We start from the raw sequence: 15,874 nt of genomic DNA, 5'->3' as shown, positions 1-15,874 counted from the left end.
GTCAGTCTCCTTGCTTAACACTATTGCCCCGACGCCAGCCACCTAATTATCACTACTCAGGCAGCCAGCAATCCATTGATTATATTAAACAATATATGGAGAGCTGTTTATGCCTCGTTTTTTTCGTTTATCTTCATGCAGTTTGGCTATTGCTTTAGTGCTGTCGTCAGCAGCCATAGCCGATCCCACATCCAAAAGCCACTCTGACACGCTGAAAGTAGTTGGTTCACGTACAACCATCGACAGTTTTAAACACCCCGGTGTGGTCACTGTTATTGATGCTTCGATGCCACAAAAGCAAACCGCCACCACTGCCGGTGAAATGCTACAACACATACCTGGAGTCACGGTTACCGGGGCGAGTCGCACCAATGGGCAGAACATCAATATCAGAGGCTATGATCAATATGGCGTACTGATATTAATTGATGGCATCCGTCAGGGAATCAAAGGAGTGCATTTTAATGGCACTTTCCTTGATCCCGCATTGATTAAAAAAGTCAGTGTTATTCGTAGTCCAGCGACCTCGTTAATGGGTGGCGAAGCCTTGGGGGGAGTGATTGCCTACCAGACTGTCGATGCTGCTGATTTACTGGCAAAAGATCAAAATTTCGGATTTCGTGTCAGTGGCTTCGGTGCTACCGGTTATCACAGCACAGGCTTGGAGATGTCGGTGTTTGGCCGCACTGAGCATCTGGATGGTATTTTTGCCTTCAGTAAACGAAAGGTTGGCAATATTTATCACGGCAATGGCTCTGAAGCACCGAACGATGAAGCTATCAACAACCTGATGCTTAAGACCACCGCCTACCTTTCTGACAGCCAATCGTTGACCACCGCCCTGCGCTATTTTAATAACCGCGCCCTGGAACCTCGTATGGCCAATCAGAGTGCGCCGAATTCAAATATGAATATTAACCCGATGATAAATCGTTCCACCATTCAACGTGATGCTGAGCTGACCTACCGGCTGCAACCACAACACCTTGATTGGTTAGATGCCACCACCCAGCTTTACTACTCTGAAATCAATGTCAGCGATGATGTACGCCGTGAAGGTTATGGCAGCCGCAAACAAGCCACCCGTGGGATAAAACTGGAAAATCGTAGCCAACTATTTACCCACAGCCCGGCGGCTCATCTATTAACTTACGGTGTTGAAAGCTACCAGCAACAGCAAATCCCCAAAGGCGTTATTCGCAGTTTTCCGCCCGCTGAAATCAACTTTTCTTCCGGTTGGCTGCAAGATGAGCTGACCTTACGTGACCTTCCAGTCACCTTGCTGGCCGGTACCCGTTTTGACCGCTATAAAAACAGCCGTGAGAATTTTGCTGATAGAGAGGTTAAAAATTGGTCATCAAGTGGCGCAGTTACCGTCAATCCCACGGATTGGTTGATGTTATTTGGTGCCTACCATCAGGCATTCCGCACCCCGACACTGGCGGAGCTTTATAATGACTCGATCCATTTCTCTATTCCCAGTAAATGGTTCCCGGTTGTTAATCGATGGAAGCCCAATCCCAACTTAAAGCCAGAAAGCAATGTCACTCGCGAAGCCGGTTTCGGTTTGCATTTCGATGACCTGCTGACAGATAGCGATTCAATGAAACTGAAAGCCAGTTATTTTCATATTGATGCCAAAGACCGCATTACCAGTGAAGTCAAGATGCCGTTCATCTCGACTTACATCAATATCCCGCGCAGTAAAAGTTGGGGTTGGGATGTTTCCCTGGATTATCAACATCCCTGGTTTGACTGGAATCTGGCCTATAACCGCACCCGTGGCATCAACCTTGATACGCGCAAGTTTATCAACAGTATCAACCCAGACACTGTCACCAGCAGGCTGAATGTACCTATTGCTAACAGTGGGTTGAGCACCGGCTGGATAGTCACCATGGCAGAAAATACTAAATTTATGAAAGATAATGATGCCCAAAATGCGTCAAACCAACCTAATAAACCGCAAGCTGGTTATGCCGTGCATGATTTTTATCTCAGCTATCGCGGGCAAGGTGGGTTCAAAAGCGTCACCACCACCGCGGTACTCGGCAATGCCTTTAATAAAGCCTATTACTCACCGCAAGCAATCCCACAAGACGGACGTAATGCCAAGTTACTGATCAGCTATCAGTGGTGATATTTCATCTGCCTGATGGTGGTAATAGGTTAAAAAATAATCACCATTAAATGGCTCTATAGAACCCTGCCATTGCACACCTGCGATGGCACTACATGATAAAGGAATAAATAAATGGAAATGACACTGTCTCAGCAGTACCTCAATACGAAGCAAGTTCATCCTGAACTCTCCTCTAAAGATTTAGCACAAACACTGAATATCAGTGAGGCAGAATTGGCGTATGTCCGTGTGGGGGAAGATGCCGAGCGGCTGGATATCAGTGCCACTACGTTGCTTACCGAGTTGGAAACTGTTGGCGTCACTTGCTCGGTGACCTCCAACCCATATGCGCGACATCAGTTGATGGGTGAATATAAGAACTTACGGCTGCATGGTCATCTGGGATTGCTCCTTAACCCGCGCGCACTGGATTTAAGACTATTTTTCCGCCACTGGAATGCTGTTTTCAGTATGTACGAAACCACAGCGCAGGGTGAGCAACTCAGCATTCAATGTTTTGATTTCCAAGGTAATGCCATTCATCAAATCTATTGTACCAAAGAGACAAATCAGGCTGCCTGGCAGGCATTGATCGCAAAATATCGCATCACCGATAATCCCCGATTGGAATTAAAACATCTTGATGAGCAACCCAACGCAGAATCAGCTATCGACAGCGCCATCATTGATACTGAATGGCGCAAAATGAATGATATTCATCAATTTTTTATGTTACTGAAACGCCATAACATTAGCCGACAACAAGCCTTCCGCGCGGTTGGCGATGATCTGGCGTATCAAGTCGATAATCAAGCTGTAATACACATACTTAAGGCGGCACAAGCGGGTCTGAATGAAATTATGCTGTTCGTCGGTAACAGTGGATGCATGCAGATATTCACCGGTGCTATTGAACAATTCTCAGCCCGGGAAGAGCATCAATCCGCGGGTGATCAGTGGGTTAACGTAAGCAATTCTCGATTTGATTTACAGCTAAACCAACAGGCTATTGCAGAAAGTTGGGTGACACGTAAACCGACCAAAGATGGCTTTGTCTCAAGCCTGGAGTTGCTCGATGAGCATGGGAAGCATATCTTGCAAATTTTTGGTCAACGCAGCGAAGGCCAGCCAGAGCAAACTCAATGGCATCAACAACTGGCTGAATTGACCCCAATAGGCGTGCCGCATGAATAAATGGCGCGCGGCACTTAGATTTATCATTTCACTGTCATTTGTTATTTCAATGAATGGTATTGCCACACCACGTATTGTGACCATTGGCGGCGATGTCTCTGAAATCACTTATGCACTCGGTGCCGGTGACCTTATTGTGGGCCGAGATAGCACCAGCCTGACTCCTGATGCATTGAAAGCGCTACCCGATGTGGGTTATATGCGCCTGCTCAATGCTGAAGGTATTCTTGCTTTAAAACCTACCTTGATTTTGAGCAGTGAGCGCGCCGAGCCATCAAGGGTGCTGAAACAAGTGATGGAGTACGGAGTCAAGCTTATCTATGTCCCCGCCGATAAATCGCCGCAAGGCGTGATAGATAAGATACGGTTGATTGCCGCTACTGTCAGTCAAGAAGAGAAAGGCCAGCAGTTGATACAACATTACCAGCAACAGTTGGACACTGTGGTATCAAGCCCGCTACCGGTGAAAGCATTGTTTGTCATGATTCATGCCGGAATTCCCCCGTTGGCGGCGGGTTTAGATACCGCAGCCGATAGCATGTTCAAGGCATCGGGGCTTAAAAATGCAATTAAGGAATTCAGCGGTTATCGTCCGCTATCACAAGAAGGGATTATCGACAGTGCCCCTGATTTACTCATCGTGACTACACATGGTGTGGCATCACTCAAGGGGGTAGAGAATGTCTGGCGGTTGCCGGGGCTTGATCTCACCCCCGCGGGGAAACAAAAACGGCTGCTAGTGCTTGATGACATTGCCTTGTTGGGGTTTGGTTTACAGACCCCTGATGTTCTTAAGCAACTGCGTGCGGCGGCTGAATCAAACTAATGTGAAGCTGCCCTTAAGAGTGATGGCGGCGGGGGCACAATCCCCGCCCCTCATACTGATTAACTGGAGCAAGAAATTTCCAGATGTTTCCCCCAGTCCGGTGGCAATGCGGCTAAGTCATTGAGTTCAGGTTGTTCAGCAAAAGGCTGCTGCAAAGCCTGATGTAAACGCTGTAAGGGCTGAATATCATCTTTTTCTGCCTGATCGATGGCAAGCTGCGCCAAATAATTGCGTAATATATATTTAGGATTCACCGCTCTCATGGCTTGCTGACGCTGCGCATCATCAATTTGCTCTTGCTGCAAACGTGCCCGATAACGACTATACCAACTGTCGAAAGCGGCTCTGTCGATAAAGTCATCTCGTAACGGCGATAACGCGGAATGTGTTTCCACTTCACTTAACAAGCGGAAGGTACGGGTATAATCGCGCCCTTCTTTGATCATCAAACTTAATAACCCGGTCAATAAGTCATTATCCTGACTATCACTGTCGGAAAATCCTAATTTAGCGCGCATTTGCTGACCGTAAGCCGCCATTAATTCTGGCTCATAAGCTTCCAGCGCCTGTTGTAATTGCGCCGTTGAGAGCAAACCAGACAGGGCTTGCCCCAGCCGGTGCAAATTCCATAGCGCAACCGCTGGCTGATTATCGAAAGCATAACGCCCCTGATGATCGGAGTGGTTACAGATATAATCGGGTACATAATCATCAAGAAAGCCGAATGGGCCATAATCCATGGTAATGCCAAGTATCGACATATTGTCGGTATTCATCACACCATGAGCAAAACCGATGGTTTGCCAATGCGCCATTAGCCGCGCCGTGCGCTTAACCACATCAGTAAACCACAGCAAGTAACATTCCTCTAGCCCGACCCACTGTGGCCAGTGCCGTGCGATAACATAATCAGCAAGTTGTTTGACTTGGGCCGGTTGCTGCCGGTAGTAAAAATGCTCGAAATGACCAAAACGCACATGGCTTTCAGCTACGCGCAGTAGCATTGCTCCTCTCTCCGCTTGTTCGCGATAAACCGGATGGTCGCTGGTCACTATGGTCAACGCACGGCTGGTAGGAACCCCTAAATGGTGTAGTGCTTCAGAGGCCAAAAATTCGCGCACGACGGAGCGCAATACCGCCCGCCCATCCCCCATACGGGAATAAGGCGTTAAACCTGCACCTTTCAAATGCCAGTCCATATGGCGGCCATCACTGAGTTTTTGTTCCCCGAGTAAAATGCCACGCCCATCGCCAAGTTGCCCAGCCCACTGACCAAACTGGTGCCCGCTATACACTTGTGCCAAAGGCTCCATACCCGGCAACAACATTTCACCTGCCCATACTGCGGCTTTCGGGTCACTGAACCAACTGGTATCAAGCTCTAGTTCCCTGGCAAGTGGCTCACTATGATAGAGCAGGCGCGCCCCTTTTAACGGTGTCGGCGGCAAATGAGTATAAAAACCACTCAATTGCTGCCCATAGCTGTTACTAAATTGCGGTGAGTTATCAAGCTCAGCGCCAGAACCCTCATTAGCAGCCGTGATATTTAAGGATGACATTAGCGTAATACCTCCGCTAGCCAGCATTGAACTTGTAGCAGTTCAGCTTGTGATTCAGGAAAATCATCGCTTAATTGCAAACAAACCGCATCAATAGCAGCAGGACGATATTCCACGCCTTGTAATCGTTCGGCCAGCGCCTCCAGCGGGGCTGGGTTCAAGCTGTCGCTAAATATTTGGCAGCGGTCAATGGCACCGTGCAAAACATCAAAATGGAGTTCAATTCCGCCCCAGACAAAGCGGGTATCGACAAGATGGCTAAACGCGGGTGCCTGACCAAAGTTCCACTCCCAGCTACTTTGTTTAGCGAATTGTTCGGCGAAACCGGGCAGATCTGGCAATGCTTGTGGCGAGATGATTTCTGCGAAAACTTTTTCATCGTAATAATTGAAGAATGCTTGCTCAATAGCGGCACAGATTTTTTCGTGGTTAATTCCCGGCAACAGTTCAACCAGGTTAGTCACCCGCGACCGTACTGACGTGATGCCTTTGGCTTGCAATTTTTTTGGGTCGGGATTGAGGTAATCAGCAAGACGATTGAGGTCGGCATTGAGCAATAACGTCCCATGATGAAAACCACGATCTTTGGTTTCTTTATAAGCGGAGCCAGAAACTTTGCGCTCACCATCATCCTTAATCACCACCAAGTCATTACGACCCGATGCTGTCGCCTGAATACCAAGCGATGCCAAAGCATTCAGAATAATTTGAGTCGATATCGTTTTATCATATTCAGGTTTACCGGCCATAAAGGTGAAACAGGTATTGCCTAGATCATGGAATACCGCCCCGCCGCCACTACTACGCCGAGCCAACTTCACTCCGTCTTGCTCCATACGCCGAGTATTACACTCTTTCCATGGGTTTTGAGCACGCCCTATCACCACGGTATCGGCATTGCGCCACAAAAAGAGAACCCGTTGATCTGGCGACATTTGGCGGAAAATGCACTCTTCTACAGCCAGATTGAACCAGGGATCGTAAGAATCAGAAATGAGTAACCGAAGGGATGACATAAACGCGGCTCCGAACCAAATTAAGCAGCCACTAAGATAACATAACCTGCATAGATATCTTTAGATCGAGGGAATGAGAGTTAGAATGGCTAACTTTCTGCGGTTTCAAGAGTAATACTACTTCTCACAGTCATTGGAGTTGCAGGTAGGCAGCAAGTGAGCAACAAATCGGTCGGGAATCGATTTGAACAGCATTGATGCTAGCCCGTAGGGTGAACCTCAAGCATGAGGTTCATTAATCCCGATGAGCTGACATCAGTCAGTGATTCGAGTGCGTGAACGCAGCTAACACCCCTGCGGCTTCAAGGACATCCCCCTCACTCAAAGTCATTGGAGTTGCAGGTAGGCAGCAGTGAGCAAATCCCGGTGAGCTGACACAAGTCAGTGATTCGGGTGCGTGAACGCAGCTAACACCCCTGCGGCTTCAAGGACATCCCCCTCACTCAAAGTCATTGGAGTTGCAGGTAGGCAGCAAGTGAGCAAATCCCGGTGAGCTGACACAAGTCAGTGATTCGGGTGCGTGAACGCAGCTAACACCCCTGCGGCTTCAAGGACATCCCCCTCACTCAAAGTCATTGGAGTTGCAGGTAGGCAGCAAGTGAGCAAATCCCGGTGAGCTGACACAAGTCAGTGATTCGGGTGCGTGAACGCAGCTAACACCCCTGCGGCTTCAAGGACGAAGAGTGTAGCTTTACATTCGGCGTGCTTGCCAATACACCCGTTTCCAGTAAACATTCTCCAGCGATGAACGAATGACACCTTTGCTCGTTGAAGCATGAATAAACTCATCATTAGTATCGTAAATACCAACGTGCAACCCATTCTGGCCACTGCCGGTTTTGAAGAATACGAGATCACCCGGCATGAGTTCATCGCGGGAAACTTTTGTTCCTAAGGTGGTTTGTGCGACAGTAGTACGGGGTAATTGCATATCAAAACGATCGCGGAATGTGCGATATACAAAACCAGAACAATCAACGCCACGTTGATCCAGCCCCCCATTCCGATAGGGTGTGCCTTCCCATTGGCGCAGTTGTTCATTCAGTTTGGCAACCACTACAATAGAATCAGACAAGTGACCACTTGGTGTCGGGGCATGGCTGCTACAGCCGGCGAGGATCATGCTGACCAGAAAGATCCAGAAACGTATCCGCATCGATAATTCACCAAAGATAAGGCTTTGCCAATTCACCAAACAATTAGCTATGCGCTAATGCACGACATCTGATAGCTAATTTAGCTATCGAGTCAGGAAAAGACAAGTTATATGAATGAGATAATAGATTTGATTCAGACGGATAATAGCTATTAATGACTCTGTGAGTAAAGGGCTTATCGTGCCTAAGAGTATTCCTGTGGATTATGCCGCGACAACGCCAACGGACTATCTCTTAATGTGAATCTCTCAGCAACCAGACTAATCTTTTGCGATTGGTTTTGTATTAATCAGCCATATTCCCAACAGAATAAAACCCGCACCTAATGTTTTCAGTAAAGTTGCAGATTCACTGAACCACGGCAAAGATACTGCACCTAAATAGACCAACGCATAACTGAGGCTCAATAGTGGATAAGCGCGATTAAGCGGCAAATATCTTAGTGCAAAAAACCAACATAACATTGATAAAGCATATCCCGCCAATCCACAAATCACTGCAATAAATTGTGGCAAATGATTGAAAACGAATTGCCCATTAATATCGGCCAATGACATTAATGGCGTATTCATCATGCCCCACTTGAGTATTAATTGGGCAACGGTCACCAGCACTACACTTCCAATTCCCCACCCGTACCCTTTCATAGATGCCAACTAATCAAAAGAATGCCAAACATAATGGAAGCAATCCCTAACCAATGACGAGAAGTTGCTTGCTCACCGTAAAAAAATTGGGCAGCCAAAGTGACCAGCACAAAATTAAAGCTGAGGATCGGATAAGCAACACTCAGAGGTAAATGTTGCAATAAACGTAACCACAGCAACATCCCTAAACCGAGTAACACCACGGCGCTAGCAAGCCAGCGCAATGTTGGAGCTAGCCGATAGTGTTGTGGCAAAGCCCAAGATTGCGCAGCTTGCTTCTGGCACAACTGCCCAGCACAAGTCAATAAACTGACTGTTATCAATAACAAATAGCTTGTCATGGTGTTTTCTTGTACCACAAAAGTGCCAGGCGATTCATCAGGCTAACCTTATCTGCTGCTGGTAGACTATCCGGTATTTTTTCATTACGAGATAATTGAATCACCAACGAGACATCACCTTTCTGCCTCGCATGAACCAGCCAGTCGCTAAAATCTTGTGCACTTATGTAGTGATCTCCACTGTCGGCATAATTCAGCCCATAAGATAACTCACCCTTCTCGCTGAACATCAAGATATCACTACGTTTCAGCTCCCACGCCAATCCAGCTGCGACACCGACACTGTCTGTCGCCACATAACGGCTGCTGCTAAGCTCATTAAAATTATTTTGAATGAAATTTTGTGGCTGTTTGGAGTCAATAACCTGTTGTGGGATAAGATAGCCGACAAGCAATATAAACAGTAATGGGCAAGCCGCAGCCCAGTGCCAATGACGAGCGTTATTTCGCATTGTTGCAAAACCGACTATGCCCCACCCAGCAAAAGCAATTGTCGCAAGAATAACTTTTTGATGCTCTTGTGGCCCATAAGCCACCAAATGCCCTACCCACCCCATACCAATAACTAAAATAGCCAGCGCGCAGATAAATCCAAAAATAAGGTTTATCGCACCATTAACCTTTAATGCACGCATATGCATTTTATTGGCACAATCGGTGGCATAGGCCGCCATCAATAAAGATAACGGTGCCATACAAGGTAGAATATATGTCGGAAGCTTCCCTTTGGCGACACTGAAGAATATCAGCGGCATTAGCACCCAACTGAGCAAAAAGAATAGCTCCGGCCTGGCAACCCGTTCGCGCCATCCTTTAAGTAGGGCCGCTGGTAATAACCCCAACCACGGCAGGACTCCAAGGCATAAAATAGGCAAGTAATACCAAATAGGCGCTTTATGTTGAGCGTCCTTCTCGGCAAATCGCTGAATATGTTCAACCCAGAAAAAATAATGCCAAAAGTCAGGCTCGCGTTGAGCAATCGCTAATGCCCAAGGCAAACTCAATATCACAGCCCCTACAATAGCTATTGGGCCAAAAATAATGAGTTCTTTTACCCTTTTTTGCTGAATGACGATCGGCAATACCGAAATAACCGGTACCGCTAAGGCCAAAAAGCCCTTGGTCATAAACCCCATACCGCAAGCTAAACCGAGGAGAAGATAGGCTCCTATTTTTTGTTTCGCCGTTTCTGCTCGTAGCGTGAGATAAAAACAGACCATTGAAGCGGTTAGCCACAATGAAATCATCGGATCCAGTACGGCATAAGAACCAATACTAAATACCAATAACATGGAGAGATAAATTAATGCCGCTAAAAATGAGGTGGAGCGATTACGCCATAATAACGTTGCCAGCCAATAAACGAATACGGCACTCAGTGCAGTACTGAATATTGAACCGAATCTTACAGCGAAATTAGTATCACCAAAAATCCACTGACTAATATTATTAAACCAATATCCCGCGATGGGTTTTTCAAAATATCGAATCCCCAGCAAATGTGGCACTACCCAGTCACCACGCTGTAACATTTCCCGGCTTATCTCAGCGTATCGTGTTTCATCTGGTTGCCATAATAAACGGCTATTAATGGGTAATAGGTAAACCAGTGCAAAAAACAGTGCCAGCAGCGCAGCGCCACTTCCTTTTAACAGCTTCATTACGCATCCTCTAACGCAGACTGACACCCTAACCACCCCTCTCGACCAGGGAAGGCAGCTCGAACCACTTTCCCGACAGGCAGTGAATCCAGATTCTTGGGCAGTAACGAACCAAGAGCACAAAATTGAATACCGCGCTCTTTTGCCATGACTAATAATTGATCGAACATTAATGCCTGTGACATCCCCTCAACCTCGGCATGAATGGTGTAAACCGGCACACCGTTGTCGTGCGAAATGGCATTTATGATGAAGTTATTAAAATCTTCGGTCCGAACTTCGCTACCAACAACTTCGTCATAAGTGGGTAAAGTGACAGGGATTTGTACACTTCCAATGCTACCATCAGGTAATAATGGACGAAAAGGATGAGTACCACGACAATCACTGTTATAGCTGAAAGAGAACAACTGTTTAACCGCCAGAACGCGTTCATCAGCTCGCCAACCAGCCGCCGCAGAACAGGTCACCGGCTGCTGAATGCTATGTTGTAATGCATCAATGCCCAATTGCACCTGCTCGGTTAATTGCTGTTCTGACCACGTTGCCACTTTAGCTTGCCAGCCCTGATGATCCCAGGCGTGTAAGCCCACTTCATGACCCGCTTGTAATGTCGCTTTCATCAGTGGCCCAAAGTCTTTGGCGATTTGCTTACCCGGCCACGCAGTGCCTGCCAGCAAAATATCCCAACCATAAAGTGAGGCAGCATTAGAACGCAGCATTTTCCACAAAAAACGAGGCCGGAAAAGACGCCATAAATGGCGCCCCATATTGTCCGGCCCAACACTGAAAAAAAAGCTGGCACTAATATCATGTTTTTCCAGAACAGCAAGCAATGATGGCACACCTTCCTTGGTTCCTCGGTAGGTATCTACATCAATCCTTAGGCCAACTTGCTTCATACGTGATGCTCATCCTTCGAGGTTTTACTTTGCTCAATGACATTTTGCTCAAGTACATTTTGTTCAAGTACATTTTGTTCAAGTACGACGCCACGTAGGAAGAAGTCTAATGTTTCCATGACGGTTTGCTCTAAAGCAATTTCTGGCTGCCAATCTAAAATACGGCGCGCATTGCGGATACTAGGTGTACGGTATTCCACATCCTGATAACCTTTTCCATAATATGCGCTACTTTCAATATCCTTAAAACCAGCGAACGGCGGGAAATTATGGCGTAACTCATGCTTTTCAAAACATCTTAATAGCATTTCAGCTAACTCACGAATACTGGCTTCATTCGTTGGGTTACCGATATTAATTATTTGCCCATCACAAGCGCCATCACGGTTTTCAATAATACGGAACAGTGCTTCGATGCCATCATGAATATCGGTAAAGCAGCGCTTTTGCTCCCCACCATCGACAAGTTTAATTGGCGAGCCTTCGACCAGATTTAAAATGAGCTGTGTAATGGCGCGGGAACTCCCAATACGAGCGGCATCAAGGTTATCCAACCGTGGCCCCATCCAATTGAATGGACGGAACAATGTAAATTTCAGATTTTCTTTCGCGCCATAAGCCCAAATAACACGGTCTAGCAATTGCTTGGAGACCGAGTAAATCCAACGCTGTTTATTGATTGGCCCAACAATAAGCCGCGAACTATCCTCATCGAATTCTTTATCATCACACATGCCATATACTTCTGACGTCGACGGGAAGACAATACGCTTATTGTATTTAACACAATCACGAACAATTTTTAGGTTTTCTTCAAAATCCAATTCGAAAACTCGCAGTGGATTTCGGGTATATTCAATTGGGGTCGCAATAGCAACTAAAGGTAAGATAACGTCACACTTTTTAATGTGGTATTCAATCCATTCGGAATGAATACTGATGTCCCCCTCAACAAAATGGAAATTTGGGTTGTCGAGAAAACGGCAGATGGCATCAGAACCAATATCTAAACCATAAACTTCATAGCGATTATCGCGTAACAAACGCTCAGTTAAATGGTTCCCAATGAAGCCATTTACGCCCAAGATTAATACGCGTGTGCGCCTTTTCAATTTCTGACTTGGTTTATTGCCTAGACGGATACCAGTGACAATTCCCATCTCTTGTGCCAGGCGGCTCCCTTGAACATATAGCCCCTCCTCGCCTTGCCCTGTTATAATTTCCAGCGCACCGTCACCACATGCAACAACCAGTGGAGATGTTGACAACACTGTACCGGCTAACTTGCTATGGACAACATCGAGTGGCCGCGAGCGCCAAATAATCAATTTACGTTGTCCAAGATAGCTGAATGCACCGGGATAAGGCTCTGTTACAGCGCGCACCAAATTATTGATTGCTAATGCTGATTTCTGCCAATCAATTGCACCATCATCTGCCGTACGACGACCAAAATAGCTCGCTTTAGATTCTTTTTGTGGCTCCAGTGGCAATGAAGCATTTTTCATTTTCGGCAACAAATCACGCAGCAGTTCATTGGCAGCATCACGCATTTTTGCATGCAAAGTTAATGCCGTATCGCTCCCACTAATCATGACTTTATGCTGCCCGACAATCGGTCCTGCATCCGCTTTTTTCACCATCTGATGCAGGGTTACACCCGTCTCTGTCTCACCATTAACCAAAACCCAGTTGATCGGTGCCCGGCCGCGATACTTCGGTAATAAGGACCCATGTAAATTGAATCCTCCACGCGGAGCCGACGACAAAATGTCATCACAAAGCATATTGCGATAATAGAAAGAGAAAATGATATCTGGCTGTAATTGCTGAATACGCTCAATCCACAGCGGGTGGTTAACATCTTCTGGCGCAAATACGGGTAAATCTAAATCCGCAGCCACTCTGGCTACAGAAGAGAAAAAGCGATTCTCATTGGGTGAGTCAGTATGGGTAAATACTGCCTGAATATCGTAACCTGCTTCAACAAGAGCTTTCAGGCCGATACAGCCAATATCGTGATAGGCAAATACAATCGCTTTCATTTTTCTACTTCCTGATTATTTTCGGTCTGCTCTGCGCCGACCACTTTCTGTATGAAATAACGTGGGCGTGCGCGCACATCGTTATAAATACGACCGATATATTCACCGAGTAGACCCATACCAACAAACTGAGCACCAATGAACATAAACAACACGGCAAATAGCGTAAAGACGCCGCCACCTGCCCATTCAGGGCCAAATACCAAGCGTAAAACCACTAACAACACGGCAAGAGTGAAACCAGAGAGCGCAATAACACTGCCAACCAGACTTAATAAACGTAATGGCGTTGTTGTTAGGCAAGTAATCAAGTCATACATCAGATTGATCAGCTTCATCAGGCTGTATTTTGAATCACCAAATTCACGTTCTGCGTGATGAACGGTAATTTCGGTCGTACGACGGGCAAATGTATTTGCCAAGATAGGAATAAAGGTACTGCGTTCGTGGCAATGTAACATTGCTTCAACAATATGGCGGCGATAGGCCCGTAACATACAGCCGTAATCGCCCATTGATTTCCCTGTAGCGCGTTGAATCATCATGTTGATCATGCGGGAAGCTGTTTTACGGAACAGCGAATCTTGACGATGCGCACGCACAGTACCCACCACGTCATAGCCCTCTTCAGCGACACTCACCAACCGAGGGATCTCCTCCGGTGGATTTTGTAAGTCAGCATCGAGTGTAATGATCAAATCGCCACTGACCTGATTGAATCCGGCCATAATGGCCGAATGCTGGCCATAATTACGATTAAGTAAAACGGCAATGATATGGTTCTCCGGTTCATTCGCCGCCGCTGTTAAAAGTTCAGCTGAATTATCACTGCTACCATCATTAACAAGAATAATCTCATAGGGTTGAGTCAGTAATTTACAGGCAGCCGACGTTCTCTCTATTAATATCGGCAAACTTTCTTGCTCGTTATAAACAGGGATCACAATTGAGACTTTTTTGATTTTTTCACTTTCAGACACGGTGCGGCCCTATAATAGTTGCCAATGCATCCACCACCCTATCAACATCGCTATCCAGCATGTCGGGGAAAAGAGGTAATGTGCATAATCTGGCGGAATTCCACTCAGTATTGGGTAAATGTAGAGATGGGTAGCGTTCGCGATAATACTTTTGGGTATGCGCTGCGCGAAAATGCAGGCCACTGCCTATGCCTACTTCTTTCAATCGTGCCATCAGTGAATCACGGTCAATACCACAACGTTCCTTATCAACCCGTACCATAAAAAGATGCCAGGCGTGTAGATGGGCATAATCAGGAACAAACAGCGGCTGTAAGGGCGAATCGACTAATGCTTGATGATAACGAGCGGCCAAGGCCTGACGCCGAGCGTTAATTTCAGGTAAACGTTGGAGCTGAACAACAGCAATAGCGGCGTGAATATCCGATAAGTTGTATTTATACCCCGGCTCGACAACTTCGGCCTGTGGGCTGCGTCCTTGAATTTGGCGATCGAAAGCATCAACTCCCAGACCATGAAACTTGAGTCGACGCACCTTGGCCGCCAGTTCATCATCATCGGTCGCAATTAAACCACCTTCAGCACAGGTGATGTTCTTGATAGCGTGGAAAGAGAAAATGGCAGTACCTTTCTCGCCAACCCATTGATCGCCGTAACGTGTACCAACAGCATGGGCTGCATCTTCAATCAATGGAATTTTGTATTGCTGAGCAATCTGACGCAAGGCATCAAGATCGCAAGGTGCCCCGGCATAATGTACGGGAATAATAGCTTTAGTTTTGGATGTGATTGCTGCTTCGATATCCGCGGCATTCACCATTAATGTATCGCGGTCAATATCCACCATGACAGGTTCAGCGCCAAGCAACACAATCATATTAATGGTTGAAACCCACGTCTGAGACGGTGTAATCACCTCATCTCCCGGGCCAATACCTAACGCCATTAAAGTAATATGCATACCTGCCGTAGCAGAGCAGACAGCGACTGCATGTTTGCAGCCAAATGCTGCACAAAAATCAGTCTCCAACTGTTGATTCTGAGGGCCTGTGGTGATCCAACCGGAGCCTAGTACATTCACTACCGCATTAATTTCGTCCGAACCAATAGCTGGACGAGAAAAAGGCAAAAAATTCTGCATTGAAAAATTCCTAGGGTACTTGGCTCTTTGGGAAACTATATTCCCCTGTAAGTTAACGGAAACTAAACGCCACTCAGATAAACTCACTCTTGGCTGAATATGAAGTTTAGTTTACTAACCTTAAATAAACCTTAAGATAGGATTTTTTTTTGCAATAATATTAGTTGTGACTGCCTTAAGCTAGAGATACACTTTCCTCAATATAATCAATTGAATAAAAAACCTCTTAACACAGCAAAGGCCATAATTAATTGTATTTATCAGTGCTGTAAATATAAGTATA

General features: G+C 46.4%; 13 protein-coding genes. 3 read left to right on the top strand and 10 right to left on the bottom strand.

Translation table 11 applies throughout. The features are described from left to right. Window positions 1–109: 109 nt before the first annotated feature. From FGL26_RS04295 to FGL26_RS04285, 3 genes are all read left to right on the top strand, one after another. Window positions 110–2,140, top strand: coding sequence for a TonB-dependent hemoglobin/transferrin/lactoferrin family receptor (locus FGL26_RS04295; RefSeq protein ID WP_005169410.1), 2,031 nt, complete (start codon window positions 110–112; stop codon window positions 2,138–2,140). A 114-nt stretch (window positions 2,141–2,254) separates the two neighbouring features. Then, window positions 2,255–3,316 (top strand): hemin-degrading factor, encoded by a 1,062-nt coding sequence (locus FGL26_RS04290; protein ID WP_005169408.1) that lies wholly within the window; start codon window positions 2,255–2,257, stop codon window positions 3,314–3,316. Continuing rightward, the gene (locus tag FGL26_RS04285) at window positions 3,309–4,142 is read left to right on the top strand and encodes a heme/hemin ABC transporter substrate-binding protein (RefSeq protein WP_005169405.1); all 834 of its coding nucleotides are present in this window, start codon (window positions 3,309–3,311) and stop codon (window positions 4,140–4,142) included. Before FGL26_RS04290 ends, FGL26_RS04285 begins: the two co-directional genes overlap by 8 nt. A 59-nt stretch (window positions 4,143–4,201) precedes the next feature. On the opposite strand, the gene FGL26_RS04280 is transcribed toward FGL26_RS04285, so the two are convergent. The 10 genes from FGL26_RS04280 to arnB all read right to left on the bottom strand — a co-directional run bounded on the left by FGL26_RS04280 (window position 4,202) and on the right by arnB (window position 15,591). Next, on the bottom strand, window positions 4,202–5,701 hold the full coding sequence (locus tag FGL26_RS04280; RefSeq protein ID WP_005169403.1) for a protein adenylyltransferase SelO: 1,500 nt from the start codon (window positions 5,699–5,701) through the stop codon (window positions 4,202–4,204). Then, on the bottom strand, window positions 5,701–6,717 hold the full coding sequence (gene lplA, locus FGL26_RS04275; protein WP_005169401.1) for a lipoate--protein ligase: 1,017 nt from the start codon (window positions 6,715–6,717) through the stop codon (window positions 5,701–5,703). Before lplA ends, FGL26_RS04280 begins: the two co-directional genes overlap by 1 nt. Before the next feature lie 691 nt (window positions 6,718–7,408). Further along, window positions 7,409–7,873: an NlpC/P60 family protein gene (locus FGL26_RS04270; RefSeq protein WP_005169395.1), complete on the bottom strand. Its 465-nt coding sequence runs from the start codon at window positions 7,871–7,873 to the stop codon at window positions 7,409–7,411. Between the two features lie 261 nt (window positions 7,874–8,134). After that, window positions 8,135–8,521 carry a 4-amino-4-deoxy-L-arabinose-phosphoundecaprenol flippase subunit ArnF gene (gene arnF, locus FGL26_RS04265; RefSeq protein WP_005169394.1) on the bottom strand — a complete coding sequence of 129 codons (387 nt, stop codon included), beginning with the start codon at window positions 8,519–8,521 and terminating at the stop codon, window positions 8,135–8,137. Then, window positions 8,518–8,862: a 4-amino-4-deoxy-L-arabinose-phosphoundecaprenol flippase subunit ArnE gene (gene arnE / locus FGL26_RS04260; RefSeq protein ID WP_005169392.1), complete on the bottom strand. Its 345-nt coding sequence runs from the start codon at window positions 8,860–8,862 to the stop codon at window positions 8,518–8,520. The genes arnF and arnE overlap by 4 nt, the downstream gene beginning before the upstream one ends. Further along, the gene (arnT, locus tag FGL26_RS04255; RefSeq protein WP_005169390.1) at window positions 8,859–10,523 is read right to left on the bottom strand and encodes a lipid IV(A) 4-amino-4-deoxy-L-arabinosyltransferase; all 1,665 of its coding nucleotides are present in this window, start codon (window positions 10,521–10,523) and stop codon (window positions 8,859–8,861) included. The genes arnE and arnT overlap by 4 nt, the downstream gene beginning before the upstream one ends. Continuing rightward, on the bottom strand, window positions 10,523–11,425 hold the full coding sequence (gene arnD / locus FGL26_RS04250; protein WP_005169389.1) for a 4-deoxy-4-formamido-L-arabinose-phosphoundecaprenol deformylase: 903 nt from the start codon (window positions 11,423–11,425) through the stop codon (window positions 10,523–10,525). Before arnD ends, arnT begins: the two co-directional genes overlap by 1 nt. Beyond that, the gene (gene arnA, locus FGL26_RS04245) at window positions 11,422–13,470 is read right to left on the bottom strand and encodes a bifunctional UDP-4-amino-4-deoxy-L-arabinose formyltransferase/UDP-glucuronic acid oxidase ArnA (RefSeq protein WP_005169387.1); all 2,049 of its coding nucleotides are present in this window, start codon (window positions 13,468–13,470) and stop codon (window positions 11,422–11,424) included. Before arnA ends, arnD begins: the two co-directional genes overlap by 4 nt. Continuing rightward, window positions 13,467–14,450 carry an undecaprenyl-phosphate 4-deoxy-4-formamido-L-arabinose transferase gene (arnC, locus tag FGL26_RS04240; protein WP_005169386.1) on the bottom strand — a complete coding sequence of 328 codons (984 nt, stop codon included), beginning with the start codon at window positions 14,448–14,450 and terminating at the stop codon, window positions 13,467–13,469. The genes arnA and arnC overlap by 4 nt, the downstream gene beginning before the upstream one ends. Next, window positions 14,443–15,591, bottom strand: coding sequence for a UDP-4-amino-4-deoxy-L-arabinose aminotransferase (gene arnB, locus FGL26_RS04235; protein WP_005169384.1), 1,149 nt, complete (start codon window positions 15,589–15,591; stop codon window positions 14,443–14,445). Before arnB ends, arnC begins: the two co-directional genes overlap by 8 nt. Window positions 15,592–15,874: the final 283 nt, after the last annotated feature.

The organism is Yersinia enterocolitica subsp. enterocolitica (assembly GCF_901472495.1).
Classification (GTDB): Bacteria; Pseudomonadota; Gammaproteobacteria; order Enterobacterales; family Enterobacteriaceae; genus Yersinia; species Yersinia enterocolitica.
This window is presented reverse-complemented; position numbering and strand designations above follow the sequence as displayed.

Coding starts and splice junctions, on each gene's coding strand:
- FGL26_RS04295 (WP_005169410.1), top strand. CDS start 110: ATGCCTCGTTTTTTTCGTTTATCTTCATGCAGTTTGGCTATTGCTTTA.
- FGL26_RS04290 (WP_005169408.1), top strand. CDS start 2,255: ATGGAAATGACACTGTCTCAGCAGTACCTCAATACGAAGCAAGTTCAT.
- FGL26_RS04285 (WP_005169405.1), top strand. CDS start 3,309: ATGAATAAATGGCGCGCGGCACTTAGATTTATCATTTCACTGTCATTT.
- FGL26_RS04280 (WP_005169403.1), bottom strand. CDS start 5,701: ATGTCATCCTTAAATATCACGGCTGCTAATGAGGGTTCTGGCGCTGAG.
- lplA (WP_005169401.1), bottom strand. CDS start 6,717: ATGTCATCCCTTCGGTTACTCATTTCTGATTCTTACGATCCCTGGTTC.
- FGL26_RS04270 (WP_005169395.1), bottom strand. CDS start 7,873: ATGCGGATACGTTTCTGGATCTTTCTGGTCAGCATGATCCTCGCCGGC.
- arnF (WP_005169394.1), bottom strand. CDS start 8,521: ATGAAAGGGTACGGGTGGGGAATTGGAAGTGTAGTGCTGGTGACCGTT.
- arnE (WP_005169392.1), bottom strand. CDS start 8,862: ATGACAAGCTATTTGTTATTGATAACAGTCAGTTTATTGACTTGTGCT.
- arnT (WP_005169390.1), bottom strand. CDS start 10,523: ATGAAGCTGTTAAAAGGAAGTGGCGCTGCGCTGCTGGCACTGTTTTTT.
- arnD (WP_005169389.1), bottom strand. CDS start 11,425: ATGAAGCAAGTTGGCCTAAGGATTGATGTAGATACCTACCGAGGAACC.
- arnA (WP_005169387.1), bottom strand. CDS start 13,470: ATGAAAGCGATTGTATTTGCCTATCACGATATTGGCTGTATCGGCCTG.
- arnB (WP_005169384.1), bottom strand. CDS start 15,591: ATGCAGAATTTTTTGCCTTTTTCTCGTCCAGCTATTGGTTCGGACGAA.